General features: G+C 64.0%; 16 protein-coding genes. 13 read left to right on the forward strand and 3 right to left on the reverse strand.

All coding sequences use genetic code 11. The features are described from left to right. Positions 1–108: 108 nt before the first annotated feature. The 8 genes from rnd (at position 109) to IF10I1_RS15480 (ending at position 7,181) form a co-directional block, all read left to right on the forward strand. Positions 109–1,284, forward strand: a complete 1,176-nt coding sequence (rnd, locus tag IF10I1_RS15445) for a ribonuclease D (protein ID WP_055455474.1) — start codon at positions 109–111, stop codon at positions 1,282–1,284. Between the two features lie 489 nt (positions 1,285–1,773). Beyond that, positions 1,774–3,222 carry an amidase gene (locus tag IF10I1_RS15450; RefSeq protein ID WP_186393998.1) on the forward strand — a complete coding sequence of 483 codons (1,449 nt, stop codon included), beginning with the start codon at positions 1,774–1,776 and terminating at the stop codon, positions 3,220–3,222. Between the two features lie 7 nt (positions 3,223–3,229). Next, a complete protein-coding gene (locus IF10I1_RS15455) occupies positions 3,230–3,991 on the forward strand; it encodes a TetR/AcrR family transcriptional regulator (RefSeq protein ID WP_186393455.1) in 762 nt (253 codons plus the stop codon). Positions 3,992–3,994: 3 nt separating this feature from the next. Beyond that, on the forward strand, positions 3,995–4,339 hold the full coding sequence (locus tag IF10I1_RS15460) for a RidA family protein (RefSeq protein WP_186393456.1): 345 nt from the start codon (positions 3,995–3,997) through the stop codon (positions 4,337–4,339). Positions 4,340–4,454: 115 nt separating this feature from the next. Further along, positions 4,455–5,705, forward strand: a complete 1,251-nt coding sequence (locus IF10I1_RS15465) for an FAD-binding oxidoreductase (protein ID WP_186393457.1) — start codon at positions 4,455–4,457, stop codon at positions 5,703–5,705. A 20-nt stretch (positions 5,706–5,725) separates the two neighbouring features. Next, positions 5,726–6,322 carry a YitT family protein gene (locus tag IF10I1_RS15470; protein ID WP_186424560.1) on the forward strand — a complete coding sequence of 199 codons (597 nt, stop codon included), beginning with the start codon at positions 5,726–5,728 and terminating at the stop codon, positions 6,320–6,322. Positions 6,323–6,378: 56 nt separating this feature from the next. Then, positions 6,379–6,657: a DUF1778 domain-containing protein gene (locus tag IF10I1_RS15475; RefSeq protein WP_186424561.1), complete on the forward strand. Its 279-nt coding sequence runs from the start codon at positions 6,379–6,381 to the stop codon at positions 6,655–6,657. Next, entirely contained in the window at positions 6,654–7,181 is a 528-nt protein-coding gene (locus tag IF10I1_RS15480; RefSeq protein ID WP_186424562.1) for a GNAT family N-acetyltransferase, read from the forward strand. The genes IF10I1_RS15475 and IF10I1_RS15480 overlap by 4 nt, the downstream gene beginning before the upstream one ends. Before the next feature lie 53 nt (positions 7,182–7,234). On the opposite strand, the gene arfB is transcribed toward IF10I1_RS15480, so the two are convergent. Next, positions 7,235–7,687, reverse strand: a complete 453-nt coding sequence (gene arfB / locus IF10I1_RS15485) for an alternative ribosome rescue aminoacyl-tRNA hydrolase ArfB (protein WP_122520079.1) — start codon at positions 7,685–7,687, stop codon at positions 7,235–7,237. A 231-nt stretch (positions 7,688–7,918) separates the two neighbouring features. On the opposite strand from arfB, the gene IF10I1_RS15490 reads away from it, so the two are divergent. Beyond that, the gene (locus IF10I1_RS15490) at positions 7,919–8,176 is read left to right on the forward strand and encodes a hypothetical protein (protein ID WP_123194275.1); all 258 of its coding nucleotides are present in this window, start codon (positions 7,919–7,921) and stop codon (positions 8,174–8,176) included. Between the two features lie 133 nt (positions 8,177–8,309). Here IF10I1_RS15490 and IF10I1_RS15495 read toward each other — a convergent pair whose 3' ends face one another. Together IF10I1_RS15495 and IF10I1_RS15500 are read right to left on the reverse strand one after the other, a co-directional pair. Then, complete coding sequence (locus IF10I1_RS15495; RefSeq protein ID WP_162544608.1) at positions 8,310–9,032, reverse strand: TetR family transcriptional regulator C-terminal domain-containing protein; 723 nt, start codon at positions 9,030–9,032, stop codon at positions 8,310–8,312. Further along, positions 9,029–9,697, reverse strand: a complete 669-nt coding sequence (locus IF10I1_RS15500) for a TetR/AcrR family transcriptional regulator (RefSeq protein ID WP_186424563.1) — start codon at positions 9,695–9,697, stop codon at positions 9,029–9,031. Before IF10I1_RS15500 ends, IF10I1_RS15495 begins: the two co-directional genes overlap by 4 nt. Before the next feature lie 419 nt (positions 9,698–10,116). Here IF10I1_RS15500 and IF10I1_RS15505 point away from each other — a divergent pair, with 419 nt between their 5' ends. From IF10I1_RS15505 to IF10I1_RS15520, 4 genes are all read left to right on the forward strand, one after another. Next, positions 10,117–11,451 (forward strand): aspartate aminotransferase family protein, encoded by a 1,335-nt coding sequence (locus IF10I1_RS15505; RefSeq protein WP_058899767.1) that lies wholly within the window; start codon positions 10,117–10,119, stop codon positions 11,449–11,451. 132 nt (positions 11,452–11,583) lie between these two features. Next, entirely contained in the window at positions 11,584–13,080 is a 1,497-nt protein-coding gene (locus IF10I1_RS15510) for a CoA-acylating methylmalonate-semialdehyde dehydrogenase (protein WP_186424564.1), read from the forward strand. Between the two features lie 55 nt (positions 13,081–13,135). After that, positions 13,136–14,386 carry a Zn-dependent hydrolase gene (locus IF10I1_RS15515; RefSeq protein ID WP_186393464.1) on the forward strand — a complete coding sequence of 417 codons (1,251 nt, stop codon included), beginning with the start codon at positions 13,136–13,138 and terminating at the stop codon, positions 14,384–14,386. A gap of 109 nt (positions 14,387–14,495) precedes the next feature. After that, complete coding sequence (locus IF10I1_RS15520) at positions 14,496–14,783, forward strand: GIY-YIG nuclease family protein (protein WP_186393465.1); 288 nt, start codon at positions 14,496–14,498, stop codon at positions 14,781–14,783. The last annotated feature ends 56 nt before the right edge of the window (positions 14,784–14,839 follow it).

The following is a 14,839-nucleotide window of genomic DNA, read 5'->3' on the forward strand; positions in this document are numbered from 1 at the left end:
AGCTTTGCGCAGGTGTTTCCCTCATGCAACCTCGCTGGCGCACATTACAAGAGGCTGACGGTTTCATGGCGACAAGATGGCAAGTCTGCGGTATAGACCAGAGTTACCATGAATCTGATCACGACCACATCTGACCTCGCCGACGCCTGCAAGCGCCTTGCCGCCCATGATTACGTGACTGTGGACACGGAATTCCTGCGCGAGACGACATTCTGGCCGAAGCTCTGCGTTATCCAGCTGGCTGGCCCGGATGACGCCTTCATCGTCGACGCACTGGCCACCGGGCTTGACCTTGCGCCCTTCTTCGAGCTGATGCGCGATCAGTCCGTCATCAAGGTCTTCCATGCCGCCCGGCAGGATATCGAGATCGTCTATCATCTCGGCGGCCTGATCCCGACGCCCCTTTTCGACACTCAGGTCGCGGCAATGGTCTGCGGCTTTGGCGACTCGGTCTCCTATGACCAGCTGGTGCAACGCATCACCGGTGCGCGCATCGACAAGTCCTCCCGCTTCACCGACTGGGCCCGCAGGCCCCTGACGCAGAAGCAGCTGGAATATGCGCTGGCGGACGTCACCTACCTGCGCGATGTCTATCTGTTCCTCAAGGCCAACCTTGCCGAACAGAACCGCATCAGCTGGGTCGGCGACGAAATGCAGGTGCTGCTGTCGGAGGGCACCTACCGCACCGAGCCGGAAGACGCCTGGCAGCGCCTGAAGATGCGCGTGCGCAAGCCCATCGAACTCGCCGTGCTGATGGAAGTGGCCGCCTGGCGCGAGCGCGAGGCCCAGTCCCGCGACGTGCCGCGCTCCCGCGTGCTCAAGGATGATGCCATCTACGAGATTGCCGCCCAGCAGCCGGTCAATGCGGATGCCCTCAGCCGCCTGCGCACCATTCCGCGCGGCTTTGAACGCTCCAAGCAGGCCGAGGACATCCTCAAGGCCGTCAACGCCGCCATGAGCCTGCCCAAGGAGAAGCTGCCGAAGCTGCCCAAGGGCCGTCAGGCGCCCGATGGCTCTGCCGCCGCGGTGGACCTTCTGAAGGTGCTGCTGAAGCTCGTCAGCGAACAGCAGGGCGTCGCCGCCAAGGTGATCGCGACGGTCGAAGACCTGGAGCAGATCGCCGCCGATGATCAGGCCAGCGTGCCTGCGCTGGAAGGCTGGCGCCGCGAAATGTTCGGCGAGATGGCGCTGAAGCTCAAGCGCGGCGAGATCGCCCTCGCCTTCGACGGCCGCCAGGTCGTGGCGCTGGAGCAGCCCGCCAAGTCCAAGGCCGCTGCGGAGTAATCCGGCAGGCAGTCTAAAGATTGAAAAGCCCCCGGGCCGCGAGGTTCCGGGGGCTTTTTTTGTTCCTCCAACTCGCCACACGGCGCCGCCCCGGGCGGAGCGGAGCGCAGACCCGGGGCCTACTCGCTTGCAGAGCGGCGAAATGAATCGCGAAGGCGCGGCAGGCGCATGAGATCATCGGTTTCTCACCTTCAGCAGATCTTGGCATCTCTCTGCAAATGAGTGGGCCCCGGCTCAAAGGCCGGGGCGACACTGCGGTAAATTGTGACGCGGTGCTGAAATCAGGTCAGCACGCAGCGTCTCACCATTGCCTTTCCTCGCAGAACGCGTGTCTGACCTCCTCCTCAAACCAATTGAACATCGTGCAATTGTGCGCTACCGGTAGAGGCCTGAGCCACTTCCGCTGGAGCCTTGCCGATGTCCGCAGCCGCCCGTCCCCATTCTCAAGCCACGGACCCCGCTGATCTTGGAGCGCTGGAGGCGCGGCAGATGATGGCGCGGCGGCAGTTGTCAGCGGCGGAACTGGCGCAGGCCTGCATCAGCCGGGTGGATGCGGTGGACCACGCGGTCAATGCACTGGTCGCCCGTGACTTTGATGCTCTGCTGAAGGATGCGAAGGCCGCCGATGAGGCGCTGGCGCGGGGTGATGTGCTTGGCCCTCTGCATGGCCTGCCCTTTGGCGTCAAGGACATGATCGACGTGAAGGGCTTGCCGACCACCTTCGGCTCGGAACTCTTTGCCAGGAACATCGCCGCGAAGGATGACGTCATTGTCGCGGCCATGCGGGCGGCGGGCGCCATTCCGCTGGGCAAGACCAACAATCCGGAATGGAGCGCGGGCGGCAACACCCGCAACCGGGTCTATGGCGTCACCGCCAATCCGCATGACGTGACCCGCAGCTGCGCCGGCTCGTCCGGCGGCTCCGCCGTGGCGCTGGCCTGTGGCTATGCGCCGCTGGCAACAGGCTCGGACACGGGGGGCTCCTTGCGTAATCCGGCGGCCTTTTGCGGCACCGTTGGCTTCCGCCCCAGCCCCGGCGTGGTGCCGGGCGATACGCGTTCCATCGGCCTCATCCCCATGTCCACCTCCGGCCCCATGGCGCGTTCCGTCGCCGATGCGGGGCTGATGCTCTCGGTTTTGACCCGCGCTGACCGCAAGGACCCCTACACCACGGTGATCAACGGCCGCACGCCCTGGGATGCGCAGAGCTTCGCCGCCCTGCCCCGGCGCGATCTGTCCAGCCTGAAGGTGGCCGTCACCGAAGATTACGGCTTCGCGCCGGTCGAGGGGCTGGTGCGTGATCATTTCCGCAAGGCCGTGAAAACCCTCCTGCCCTTCTTCGGCACGGCCGATGAGGCAACACCGGACTGCGCCCATGCGGACCGGATCTTCTCCGTCCTGCGCGGCGTGGTCTTCGTCAGCACCCACGGCAAGCGGGTGGACGAGTTCCCGGATCTGGTCGGCCCCAATGTCACCGAAAATGTCCGCGAAGGCCGATCCTTCAGCGGTGAGGATGTGGCGGGTGCGCTGACGCAGCAGGGCGCCTATTACCAGCGCTGGCAGGCTTTCTTCGAGGACTGGGACGTGCTGATCTCGCCAGCCGTCTGCATCAGCCCGCGGGATTGGCACGAGCTTTACCCCACTGAAATCGATGGCAAGCCAACGCTCAGCTACTACCACTGGCTCGCCATGGCCTATGCCTCGACGATTGCAGGCCACCCTTCCATCACCCTTCCCTGCGGTTTCGATGCCAACGGCATGCCGTTCGGCCTCCAGATCGTCGGCAAACGCCACGACGACCTCGGCGTTCTGGCCATCGCGGCGGAGCTTGAAGCCGTCATTGCCGGTATCCCGGACCTTGCTCCGCACGGGCCGGATATCGCAGCACTGAAGACCGCCCCGCGCCTTTGCGAAGCCGATGGCTTCCTGAGCCTTTGAGGGGGAAATGGCGGCAGAAAACGGCCTCAAACCAGCAAAGCCGCCGCGCGGGCGGGCGGCTTCCATTGGTCTGACGCGGGAGCAGATCGTCGCGGCTGCGATTGCGCAGATCGACGAGAAGGGCCTTGCCGGGTTCTCCCTGCGCGAGCTGGCAAGGGCGCTGCAGGTCTCGCCCAATGTCATTTACTGGCATGTGGGCGGCACCAAGGAAGACCTGTTCGCTGCCATTTCCGGCGCGATCACCAGCGCGCTGCCCGCCGGTTTTGACCGCTCGGCGGACTGGCGCCTACGGCTTCGGCAGGTGTTTCTCGGCTACCGGGCGCTGGTGCATGAACACCCCAACCTCGCGCCACTGCTGGGTGCGGAGATGCAGTCGAACGGCGTGGCCAATCTTGGCTGGGTGGAAACCGTGCTTGCTGCCCTGCGTGATGGCGGCTTTCGCGGGGATGAGTTGACCCGCGCCTTCAATGCCCTGATCGGCGGGCTCGGCGGCTTCGTCACCATGGAGCTTGCCCCCGGCCCGCAAGGCGGCAGCGGCGGCTGGGAGAGCCATTTCCAGCAGCAGGTGGCCGCCATTGACCCGGCCCTCTACCCGCTGACCCATGCCGCCCTGCCGGAAATTGCCAACCGCATCTTCGTGCTGCGCTGGCAGAACGGCACGCAGGTGCCTTACGGCGCCAGCTATGAATTCCTGCTCGATCTCCTGATCAATGGCCTTGCCGCGCTTGGCGAAGGCCGCAAATGCTCTTCAACCCAGAAAGAGGACTAACCGATGACCACACCTGCAAAACTGCCCTTCTCCAAGGTCCGCCGCGCCGGGTCCACCGTTTATCTGGCCGGTGAAATCGGCTTTGCGGCGGACGGCACCGTTCCCGAAGGCATCGAGGCCCAGACCCGCAACTGCCTGTCGCGCATCAAGGCAACGCTGGAAGGTGAGGGCCTGACCATGGCCCATGTGGTCTCCTGCACCTGCTATCTGACGGATGCAAAGGATTTCGCCGCCTTCAATGCGGCCTATGCGGAGTTCTTCGCCGATCCCTTGCCCGTGCGCACCACGGTCCAGTCCGGCCTGATGATCGATGCGAAGCTGGAAATCACCGTCATCGCGCAGGCGTAAAATCATTCAAACTCCGCGCCGTCCCGGATCTTCGCTTCGCTGCGTCCGGGACGGCGCGGTGGACAATTCTTTGCCCTGGCATTGATTTGCCGGCCCCCTTCAAGGAACCTCATCAATGCATAAAATTCTCGTGCTCGGCGCAGGCATGGTTGGCGTTTCAACCGCGCTGGCGCTGCAGGAGCGCGGGCATCGGGTGGTGCTGGCGGACCGGAAGGCACCGGGCGAGGAAACCAGCTACGGCAATGCCGGTGTTATTCAGGCCGAGACCGCTGAGCCCTATGCCATGCCGCGTGATCTGCCGACGCTGCTGCGCTATGCCCTGGGGCAGAGCAATGATCTTGTCTGGTCCCCTGCCGGTATTGCCTCGATGGCCCCTGCCCTGTGGCGCTATTTCCGGGCATCGGCCCCGGCCCGGCACCGGGCAGTCTCTGCCGTTTACAGCCAGCTGACAGCCCAGGCCTGCGCCGCCCATGCGCCGCTGATCGAAGCCTCCGGCAGCGGCAATCTCATTGCCCGCGAGGGACTGGCCATTCTCCACCGGGACCCGAAGACATTTGAGACGGAGGCCGTTGAGGCCCGGCGTTTGCAGGAGGCCTATGGCGTGCCGTTCCGGGCTGTGGCCGGTGCGGCATGGATGCGTGAAGAGCCTTCCTTGCTGAAGGCTCCCGCAGGCGTCATCCACTACACGGGCAGCTGGAGCTGTTCCGATCCCGGCGGCCTCACCAAGGCCTATGCCAACCTGTTCGAAAGCCGAGGTGGGGCAATCACCGCCGCCGATGCCACAACGCTGCAGCGGACCTCCTCTGGCTGGCAGGTGGCTGGCGCGGAGGGGCCGGTCAGTGCGCAAACCGTGGTGCTCTGCCTCGGCCCCTGGACTGGACAGTTGCTGGCGCGCTTCGGCATGTCCGTGCCAATGGTACTGAAGCGTGGCTATCACGCCCATTATCATGCGCCGCAGATGCCCCGCCGCCCCTTCCTGGATGCCGCCAACGGCATTGTCGTGGCGGGCATGCGCAAGGGGCTGCGCCTGTCCTCCGGTGCCGCGCTTGTGGCGCATGGTGCCAAGGCCGATCCACGCCAGCTTCGCCGGGCCGAGGCCAGCGTCGGCGGGCTGATCGAACTGGGGCCGCGCATCGAGGAGCCGCAATGGTCCGGCACCCGCCCCTGTCTTCCGGGCATGCTGCCCATGGTGGGCCCGGTGCCGCGCGAAACAGGCCTGTGGGTGAATTTCGGCCATGGCCATCAGGGCTTTACATTGGGGCCGGTCACGGCGGATATCCTCGCCCGTGCACTGGACGGGGAACTGAAGCAGGACGCTCCTGGCACGTTGCCCCATGCCCTTTCCCCGGCCAGCCAGCTGTCCTGATCCTTCGGAGCCCTCCGGCCATGTCCAGAGCCAAAGACATTTTCGATGACGTGCAGGGCCTGGCCTTCGGCATCATCATGACCAGCCTTGGTGTCGTCTTCCTCAAGGCGGCCGGGCTGGTAACGGGGCAGCTGGCGGGCCTCTCGGTTCTTGTCTCCATGGCAACGCCCCTGCCCTTCGGTCTGGTGTTCTTCTGCGTCAACCTGCCCTTCTATCTGCTGGCCTGGCGGCGGCGCGGGGCAGGTTTCACCCTGCGCACGCTGATATCCGTTGCAGGTATCTCGCTGCTGTCGCCGCTGCTGGGAGAGGTGATCACCTTCCATCAGCTGCCCGTGCCGCTGGCGGGCGTTCTTGCCGGCTGCTGCTGCTCCATCGGCCTCATTGCCCTGTTCCGCCACAAGGCCAGCGCCGGCGGCATCGGCATTCTCGGCCTCTATCTGCAGGAAACCCGCGGCATCCCGGCCGGCTGGGTGCAGATGGCGCTGGATGTGCTCATCTTCACCGGAGCGCTTTTCGTCATCGCGCCCGACAAGTTAATCTGGTCGCTCCTGGGCGCGCTGATCATGAACCTGCTGATCGCCTGGAACTTCCGCCTGCCGAAGCCTCAGGAGGCGTGAGTTTGACGGCAGGGCTCCTTTTTTGTACTCTTTGAAAACATACGGAGATGAGTGCGATGCCCAGGGCCGCTGTTGAAGACAATGAACGCATGAACCTGCGCATCCCGGCTGAGGTAAAGGCGAAGCTTGTCCGCGCTGCTGCCCTGAAGCACACGGACCTTACCAGCTTCGTCACGCAAACGGCTTTGCGTGAAGCCGAAGCCGTGATTGAAGAGGCTGAATCCCTCAAGGCCTCCAGCCGGGATTTCACAAGGATCATGACGCTTCTTGAAAATCCGCCCAAGGCAAATGACCGTCTGGCTGCGGCCATCCACGCTCTGCCTGAAACATTGTGAACCTGCCCGGCTGGCATGAGGAGCCTGTGGCGAAGGCTCATGACCGCGACGCCTTTGATTGCGGGGATGCAGACCTCAATGTCTTCCTGCGGCGTTATGCACGCCAAAGCCATGAGATGAACGCCTCCAAGACCTTCTGTGCAATTTCCGATGAGCAGCCTAACCGCGTTCTCGGTTTCTACACACTCGCTCCGGCCAGTGTCGACTATGCCGAGGTTCCCTCTCACATGACACGGCGGATTGCCCGGCATGAAGTGCCCGGCTTCCGGCTGGCCCGGCTGGCCGTCGACACTTGCGTGGCAGGCAAGGGCCTTGGCGGCCAGTTGCTGGCGGCTGCGGCCCTCAGATGCCTGCGCCTTGCTAATGACGGTGGTGGCCTTTTGCTGATCATCGATGCCAAGTCGGACTGGGCAGCGTCCTGGTACCGGAGCTTTGGCGCCGAGCCCTTGCAGGACAGCCCCTTGACGCTGGTCATTCCACTGGCAACCTTTGCCCCGGGCCTCAAGGCCAAAGGCCTTCTATAGCCCACAAACAGCGCCCTTCATGAGTTATAGAACGCCAGTCTATAGCCCATCCCCTACTCCACCGGCCCGCTGCCGCGCATCTTCTTGATCGTGCCGCGATGTTTCTTGCCTTCGACGCGGCGGCGTTTGGAGGCAAGTGTCGGCCGGGTGGCCTTGCGGGGCTTGTCGCGGTGGGCAGCGCGCGCCAGCAACTCAATCAGCCGGGCCAGCGCGTCGTCCCGGTTCATCTGTTGGGTGCGGAACCGGTCGGCCTGGATGATGATCTCGCCGCTGCGCGTCAGGCGGCTGCCGGCAAGCTCTGCCGCCCGTGCCTTCACATCCTCCGGCAGGCTTGTGTTGCCGGCAAGATCGAAGCGCAGCTGCACGGCGGTCGAAACCTTGTTGACGTTCTGCCCGCCCGGACCGGAGGCGCGGATGAACTCCTCGCGCAGGTCCGCTTCCTCGATGAAAAGCCGCCCGGTCACGGGAATACGGCCGCGCGGCGGCATGCCGTTCTCTTCCGCCATAGTCCCGCCTCCTTTGCTCCCGTCCGCCTGCATTACGGCGGAATTGCGCGCATCCATCTTAAAAAGATTTAACAAAACAATGGCTTGGCAGAATGCCTGGAAAGGCGGATGCTGATCTTGCCTTCCGGAGCGGCCAGCCAAGCCCTCCCCCACAGCGCTCCACGCGCCGCTCCGGGCAAGGCGGATGCTTCCTGCAGGTCCTTATGGCCTGATAACCCAGGAGTTGGTGAAATGAAACTGCAGAAGATGATTGCCCCGGTCCTTGCCGCTTCCTTCCTTGCCACCATGGCAGGCGGCGCATTCGCAGCCAGCACGATGAAGCGGGCGGACACCGGAGCACCTGCACAGCACCAGACGCAGCTGCTGACGAAGACTTCGGCCACCAAACCGGCCACAGCCGCCCAGACGGGCAAGACACAGCAGAAGTCCGCAAGCAGTGGCACGGCCTCCAGTGCCTCGGGCACGGCGCTTCACAAGAAGAAGGGCTGAGCCTTGACCGCCCATCCCGTCAGGAGATCCCCGCCCTGACGCTCACTGCGGTCTCTCAAGACATCTGACCTCCCGCAAGGGCTGCGGCGCTGCCACTGGCGCCGCAGCCTTTCGCGTTTCAGCCGTATCCCTTTCAGGCTGGTTTCAGCCCCAGCGCGGACAGCACCAGCCCGCAGACTGTCTCCGCTGCCCCTTCGCGGAACTCCGGGTCTTCCAGCGACTTGCCCGTCACCATGCGGATCTGGGTTTCGAAATCGGCATAGTGCTGGGTCATGGCCCAGATCATGAAGATGAGATGCACCGGATCGGCAGGCCGGATCAGCCCCTTGTCCATCCAGTGCCGGATGACACCGGCCTTCTCGCGCACCAGTTCCTTCAGATCCTCCTCCAGAACCTTGCGGATGCGCGGGGCGCCCTGCAGCACCTCGTTGGCGAAGAGACGCGAGGCTTCCGGCAGGTCGGCGGACATCTGCAGCTTCTGGCGGATATAGGCGGTCAGTTCCGAGGCCGGATCGCCCTCCGGATCAAGACGGCGCAAGGGGGCAAGCCAGACATCAAGAATATAGGCCAGAACCGCCTCGTAAATCTCTGTCTTGGAGCGGAAATAATAGAGCAGGTTCGACTTGGACATGCCCGCCCCGCCTGCGATTGCTTCCAGCGTTGCGCCGGAAAATCCAAGGCGGGAGAACTCGGCCAGCGCCGCATCCAGCAGGCGGCTGCGGTTCAGTTCCTGAATGCGGCTGAGATTGCCATCCTCGTTCTGCGCGGCAGCGCCCGTGCTGCGCGCCGTGCGGGTGCGCGGGCGCGGCGTGCGGTTGCGCGCCGGAGGATGGCCGGAAGAAGTCTGATCCGTCATGCCGCACTGTCTCCACCCTGAGCCCCGGCGCAAGCCTTGGGCCTTATGCCGACGCCCGATAGCACGATTCGCACCACGTTCTCCCGGGCCAAGGCGAACTGGCCGTCCGACAGCGGCGCTCCGCCGTTCAGCGTTTCGACCTGATGGATGAAGTCCGCATAATGCTGGGTCGTCGCCCAGATCATGTAGAGCAGCGTGCGCGGGTCCACCGGGTCCATCCGCCCCTCCGCCACCCATCTGTCGATGATGGCAATGCGGCTCGCGGTCCAGTCGCGCAGCGTTGTTTCGAGATAGTCCTGAATGACGGGCGCCCGGTGCAGGATCTCGTTGGCCCAGACCTTGGACCCCATCGGATGCTGCCGGGAAATGTCCATTTTGGTGGTGATGTAGCGGGTCAGCGCCTCTTCCGGATCCTCGCAGTCATCGAAGGAATTGGCCGCTTCCAGCCAGATCGTGAAGATGTTCTCCACCACCTGCCGGTACAGCGCTTCCTTGGTGGCGAAGTAGTAATGCAGGTTCGCCTTGGGGATGCCGGCCCGGGCCGCGATCATGCCCGTGGTGGCGCCCCGGTAGCCGTGTTCGGCAAACACCGCTTCGGCCGCCTCAAGGATCGCCCGTTCGGTTTCCGCCCGCGCTGTGCTCCGGCTGGATGGCTTGCGCTCCATTGCCCCCCGCTTCCTGTCCCCGCTGCTGGCCAGTCTATTGCGGCGCAGCGCATCTGTGGTCAGATTTTCATCCTGCCGATGAAATTATCATCTTGACCGTCTGGTCAAGGATTCATACGCTCCTTGACCAATTGGTCAGGTTTCTTTTGAGCTCTCTCAAAGGCTTCCGGCCGCAAAACACAAGACCCCGAACGGGGCATATCCAGAGATCGACCGGCCCGCACGCGGCAACAAGACTGCGGCAGGCCATGAAGGGAACAGCGCAGGTGCAAAATCGCAAGACGATGACGGACAACCGTGCCCGGCACTGCTAGGCTCAGGCTACCCGTGTTCGCCTGAAGCCGAACCCGTGTGCAAGTTTGCTGCAGCCACGACCGTGTTTCCGCGCCGAAATGGGCCGGAACCGGCAAGGAGGAACTATGTCTGACAAGGCCGCGTCCGCTGCCATTCCCAACAATCTGGAAGCCTTCTGGATGCCGTTCACCTCGAACCGCCAGTTCAAGAAGGCGCCGCGCATGTTCGTCGCGGCCAAGGACATGCATTACACCACGGCCGAGGGCAACAAGGTGCTGGACGGCACGGCCGGCCTGTGGTGCTGCAACGCGGGCCACTCGCGCCCCCGCATCGTGGAAGCGGTGCAAAAGCAGATCGCCGAGCTGGACTATGCCCCGGCCTTCCAGATGGGCCATCCCAAGGCCTTCGAGCTGGCGGCCCGCCTTGCCGCTATGCTCCCCTCGCCGATGGACCACGTGTTCTTCACCAACTCGGGCTCGGAAAGCGTCGATACGGCGCTGAAGATTGCCCTTGCCTATCAGCGCGCCATCGGCCAGGGCACCCGCACCCGCCTCATTGGCCGCGAGCGCGGTTATCACGGTGTCGGCTTCGGCGGCATCTCCGTTGGCGGCATCGTCAACAACCGCAAGCATTTCGGCACCATGCTGACCGGCGTCGATCACATCCGCCACACCCATGACCCCGTCCGCAACGCGTTTTCGCGCGGCGAGCCGGAGCATGGCGCGGAGTTTGCCGATGACCTGATCAAGGTCATCCAGTTGCATGATCCCTCAACCATCGCCGCCGTCATCGTCGAGCCGGTGGCCGGGTCCACGGGCGTCCTGATCCCGCCGAAGGGTTACCTCAAGCGCCTGCGCGAGCTTTGCACCCAGCATGGCATCCTGCTGATCTTCGACGAAGTGATCACCGGTTTCGGCCGCATCGGCACGCCGTTCGCCACCGATTATTTCGACGTGATGCCGGACATGATCACCACGGCCAAGGGCATCACCTCGGGCGTGATCCCGATGGGCGCCGTGTTCTGCACCAAGCAGATCTACGAGACCTTCATGACCGGCCCGGAGCACATGATCGAGCTGTTCCACGGCTATACTTACTCGGCCCATCCGGTCGCCTGCGCCGCAGCGCTCGCCACCCTCGACACCTACGAGGAAGAGGGCCTGCTGACCCGTGCGGCCGATCTGGCCTCCTACTGGGAAGCGGCGGTGCATTCGCTGAAGGACTGCCCGCATGTGATCGACATCCGCAACCTCGGCCTCATCGGCGCCATCGAGCTGGAATCGATCCCCGGCGAGCCGACGAAGCGCGCCTTCTCGGCCTTCCTGAAGGCCTATGAGGACGGCATCCTCATCCGCACCACGGGCGATATCATCGCCCTGTCGCCGCCGCTGATCATCTCGAAGGAGCAGATCGACGAGCTGTTCGGCAAGCTGCGCAAGGTGCTGGAAAACAACATCTGACGAAGCCGTGCGTCAGGGCGGGACCGCCTGCCCTGACGCGGCACCAACGCCCCGCACACACAACAAGATGATGCCAGACCGCAGCCAGGCCATCGCTTGCGCGCTCCAAGGCAGAACCCGGAAACGCGACCCATGAAGACCATTCACAACATCATCGCCGGCAAGGAAACGCCCGTCACCTCCGGCAAGGTTTCGCCCGTGTTCAACCCGGCAACCGGCGAGCAGGTGGCCGAGCTTGGCCTCTCCAATGCCGCCGATGTGGCCGGTGCCATCGCTGCGGCCAAGGCGGCCTTCCCGGCCTGGCGCGACACGCCGCCCTTGAAGCGCGCGCGGTTCATGTTCCGCTTCAAGGAACTTCTGACAGCCAACGCGGACAATATCGCGCGGGCGATCTCCGCCGAACATGGCAAGACCCATGACGATGCGCTTGGCGAAGTTGCGCGCGGCATCGAGGTCGTTGAATTTGCCTGCGGCATTCCGCATCTGCTGAAGGGCGACTTCGCCCGCAACGTTGGCCCTGCCATCGACAGCTATTGCGACCGCCAGCCGCTGGGTGTTGTCGCCGGCATCACGCCGTTCAATTTCCCGGCCATGGTGCCGCTGTGGATGTATCCGATCTCCGTTGCCTGCGGAAACACCTTCATCCTGAAGCCGTCCGAGCGGGATCCGTCTGCTGTCATGGTGGTCTATGACCTGTTCCGCGAGGCCGGATTCCCGGAAGGCGTGCTCAACGTGGTTCATGGCGGCAAGGAAGCCGTAGATGTGCTGCTCACCCATCCGGATGTGAAGGCCGTGTCCTTCGTCGGCTCCACGCCGATTGCCGAATATGTCTATGCCACCGGCACCGCCCATGGAAAGCGCGTGCAGGCGCTTGGCGGGGCGAAGAACCACATGATCATCATGCCCGACGCGGACATGGATCAGGCCGCCGACGCGCTGATGGGCGCAGGCTACGGCTCGGCCGGTGAGCGCTGCATGGCCATTTCCGTTGCCGTGCCGATTGGCGAGAAGACCGCCGATGCGCTGATCGAAAGGCTGGTGCCGCGTGTGCAGGCCCTCAAGATCGGCCCGGCCACGGACAAGGACGCCGAAATGGGCCCGGTCATCACCGAGGCGCACAAGCGCAAGGTGCTGGGTTACATCGACCAGGGCGTCAAGGAAGGCGCAGACCTGCTGGTTGATGGCCGTGGCTTCTCGCTGCAGGGCTATGAAGACGGCTATTTCGTCGGCGGCACCCTGTTCGACCGGGTCACCCCGGACATGACCATCTACAAGGAAGAAATCTTCGGCCCGGTGCTCTCCGTGGTGCGGGCCAAGGGCTATGACGAGGCGCTCGACCTCATCAACAATCATGAATATGGCAACGGCACCGCCATCTTCACCCGCGACGGCGACGCCGCCCGTGCCTTTGCCGACCGGATCGAGGTGGGCATGGTGGGCATCAACGTGCCGATCCCGGTTCCGGTGGCCTATTTCTCCTTCGGCGGCTGGAAGCGCTCGCTCTTCGGCGATCATTCCATCTACGGGCCGGAAGGCGTGCGCTTCAACACCCGCCTCAAGACGGTGACCACCCGCTGGCCGGCCGGCATCAAGGACGGCGCGGTCTTCACCTTCCCCAGCCTCGACTGAGGCTGGCCAGAGAGGCCCCCACCCGCCAGCGGCGCAATTTTCAAGGCAGAGCACGATGACAGCACTCGGACAGAACCTGAAGATCAACCCGGACCGGCTGTGGGACAGCCTGATGGACATGGCCAAGATCGGTCCGGGCATTGCAGGCGGCAACAACCGCCAGACCCTGACGGATGCCGATGCCGAGGGACGCAGGCTGTTTCAGTCCTGGTGCGAGGACGCAGGCCTGACCATGGGCGTCGACAAGATGGGCACCATGTTCATGACCCGGCCGGGCACCGATCCCGACGCCCTGCCCGTCTATGTGGGCTCGCACCTCGACACCCAGCCGACCGGCGGCAAATATGATGGCGTGCTCGGCGTTCTGGCCGGGCTGGAGCTGGTGCGCACGCTGAATGATCTCAGCATCAAGACGAAGCATCCCATCGTTGTCACCAACTGGGCCAACGAGGAAGGCGCCCGCTTTGCTCCTGCGATGCTCGCCTCCGGCGTTTTCGCCGGGGTTCACAGCCTTGACTATGCCTATGGCCGCAAGGACCCGGAGGGCAAGACCTATGGCGATGAGCTGAAGCGCATCGGCTGGGTCGGCGAGGAAGAGGTGGGCGCCCGCAAGATGCACGCCTATTACGAGCTGCACATCGAGCAGGGGCCGATACTGGAGGCCGAAGGCAAGCAGATCGGCGTCGTCACTCATTGCCAGGGCCTGTGGTGGCTGGAATTCACCCTGACGGGCCGCGAGGCGCACACCGGCTCCACGCCGATGAACCTGCGCGTCAACGCTGGGCTTGCCATGTCGCGCATCCTGGAAATGGTCCAGAGCGTTGCCATGGACCACCAGCCGGGAGCTGTCGGCGGTGTCGGTCAGGTGTTCTTCTCGCCCAACTCCCGCAACGTGCTGCCCGGTCAGGTGGTCTTCACCGTCGACATCCGCACGCCGGACCTTGCCAAACTCACCGCCATGCGCGCCCGCATCGAGGCGGAAGCGGCCACCATCTGCGAGGCGCTCGGCGTCGGCTGTTCGGTGGAGGCGGTCGGCCATTTCGATCCGGTCACTTTCGATCCGAAGCTCGTCTCCAGCGTGCGCTCCGCCGCCGAACGGCTCGGCTACAGCCACATGAACATCATCTCGGGCGCCGGCCACGACGCTTGCTGGGCGGCCAAGGTCGCCCCCGCCACCATGATCATGTGCCCCTGCGTGGGCGGGCTCTCGCATAACGAGGCGGAAGAGATTTCCAAGGAATGGGCGGGCGCGGGCTGTGATGTTCTGCTGCACGCGGTGCTGGAGACGGCTGAGGTCGTGGGGTGAGAGAGAGCACTCTCGACCCGTTCCCCTCCATCGTCATCCCGGACGCAGCGAAGCGGAGATCCGGGACCGGTGAGCCGGGGCCTGAGTTGACTGGAGGACGGAACGGACAATGCCCGCATGGGTCTACATCATGGCATCAAAGCCATATGAAACACTCTACACGGGCGTGACGGCAGATTTGGCAAGACGGGTTTACGAGCACCGTGAAGGCGAGGCTGAAGGTTTCACGGAGCGCTACGGCATCAAGTCGCTCGTTTGGTATCAGGAGTTTGCCACGATGAATGAAGCGATTGCGATGGAAAAGAAGATCAAACGCTGGCGGCGGCAGTGGAAGTTCGACCTGATCGAGAAGGGCAATCCGCGATGGCGTGATCTTTATCCGGACCTCAACCGGTAGCACCTCGGCTCACCGGTCCCGGATCTGCGCTGCGCTTGTCCGGGATGACGATCGAG

It is taken from the genome of Pannonibacter sp. I15F10I1 (genome assembly GCF_900185665.1).
GTDB lineage: Bacteria > Pseudomonadota > Alphaproteobacteria > Rhizobiales > Stappiaceae > Pannonibacter > Pannonibacter indicus.

Bases quoted from the DNA above. Each gene is read 5' to 3' on its own strand.
- IF10I1_RS15495 (WP_162544608.1), bottom strand. From the start codon at position 9,032: ATGACGGATCAGACTTCTTCCGGCCATCCTCCGGCGCGCAACCGCACG.
- rnd (WP_055455474.1), top strand. From the start codon at position 109: ATGAATCTGATCACGACCACATCTGACCTCGCCGACGCCTGCAAGCGC.
- IF10I1_RS15470 (WP_186424560.1), top strand. From the start codon at position 5,726: ATGTCCAGAGCCAAAGACATTTTCGATGACGTGCAGGGCCTGGCCTTC.
- IF10I1_RS15490 (WP_123194275.1), top strand. From the start codon at position 7,919: ATGAAACTGCAGAAGATGATTGCCCCGGTCCTTGCCGCTTCCTTCCTT.
- IF10I1_RS15510 (WP_186424564.1), top strand. From the start codon at position 11,584: ATGAAGACCATTCACAACATCATCGCCGGCAAGGAAACGCCCGTCACC.
- IF10I1_RS15460 (WP_186393456.1), top strand. From the start codon at position 3,995: ATGACCACACCTGCAAAACTGCCCTTCTCCAAGGTCCGCCGCGCCGGG.
- IF10I1_RS15475 (WP_186424561.1), top strand. From the start codon at position 6,379: ATGCCCAGGGCCGCTGTTGAAGACAATGAACGCATGAACCTGCGCATC.
- IF10I1_RS15465 (WP_186393457.1), top strand. From the start codon at position 4,455: ATGCATAAAATTCTCGTGCTCGGCGCAGGCATGGTTGGCGTTTCAACC.
- IF10I1_RS15505 (WP_058899767.1), top strand. From the start codon at position 10,117: ATGTCTGACAAGGCCGCGTCCGCTGCCATTCCCAACAATCTGGAAGCC.
- IF10I1_RS15455 (WP_186393455.1), top strand. From the start codon at position 3,230: ATGGCGGCAGAAAACGGCCTCAAACCAGCAAAGCCGCCGCGCGGGCGG.
- IF10I1_RS15520 (WP_186393465.1), top strand. From the start codon at position 14,496: ATGCCCGCATGGGTCTACATCATGGCATCAAAGCCATATGAAACACTC.
- IF10I1_RS15515 (WP_186393464.1), top strand. From the start codon at position 13,136: ATGACAGCACTCGGACAGAACCTGAAGATCAACCCGGACCGGCTGTGG.
- IF10I1_RS15500 (WP_186424563.1), bottom strand. From the start codon at position 9,697: ATGGAGCGCAAGCCATCCAGCCGGAGCACAGCGCGGGCGGAAACCGAA.
- arfB (WP_122520079.1), bottom strand. From the start codon at position 7,687: ATGGCGGAAGAGAACGGCATGCCGCCGCGCGGCCGTATTCCCGTGACC.
- IF10I1_RS15450 (WP_186393998.1), top strand. From the start codon at position 1,774: ATGATGGCGCGGCGGCAGTTGTCAGCGGCGGAACTGGCGCAGGCCTGC.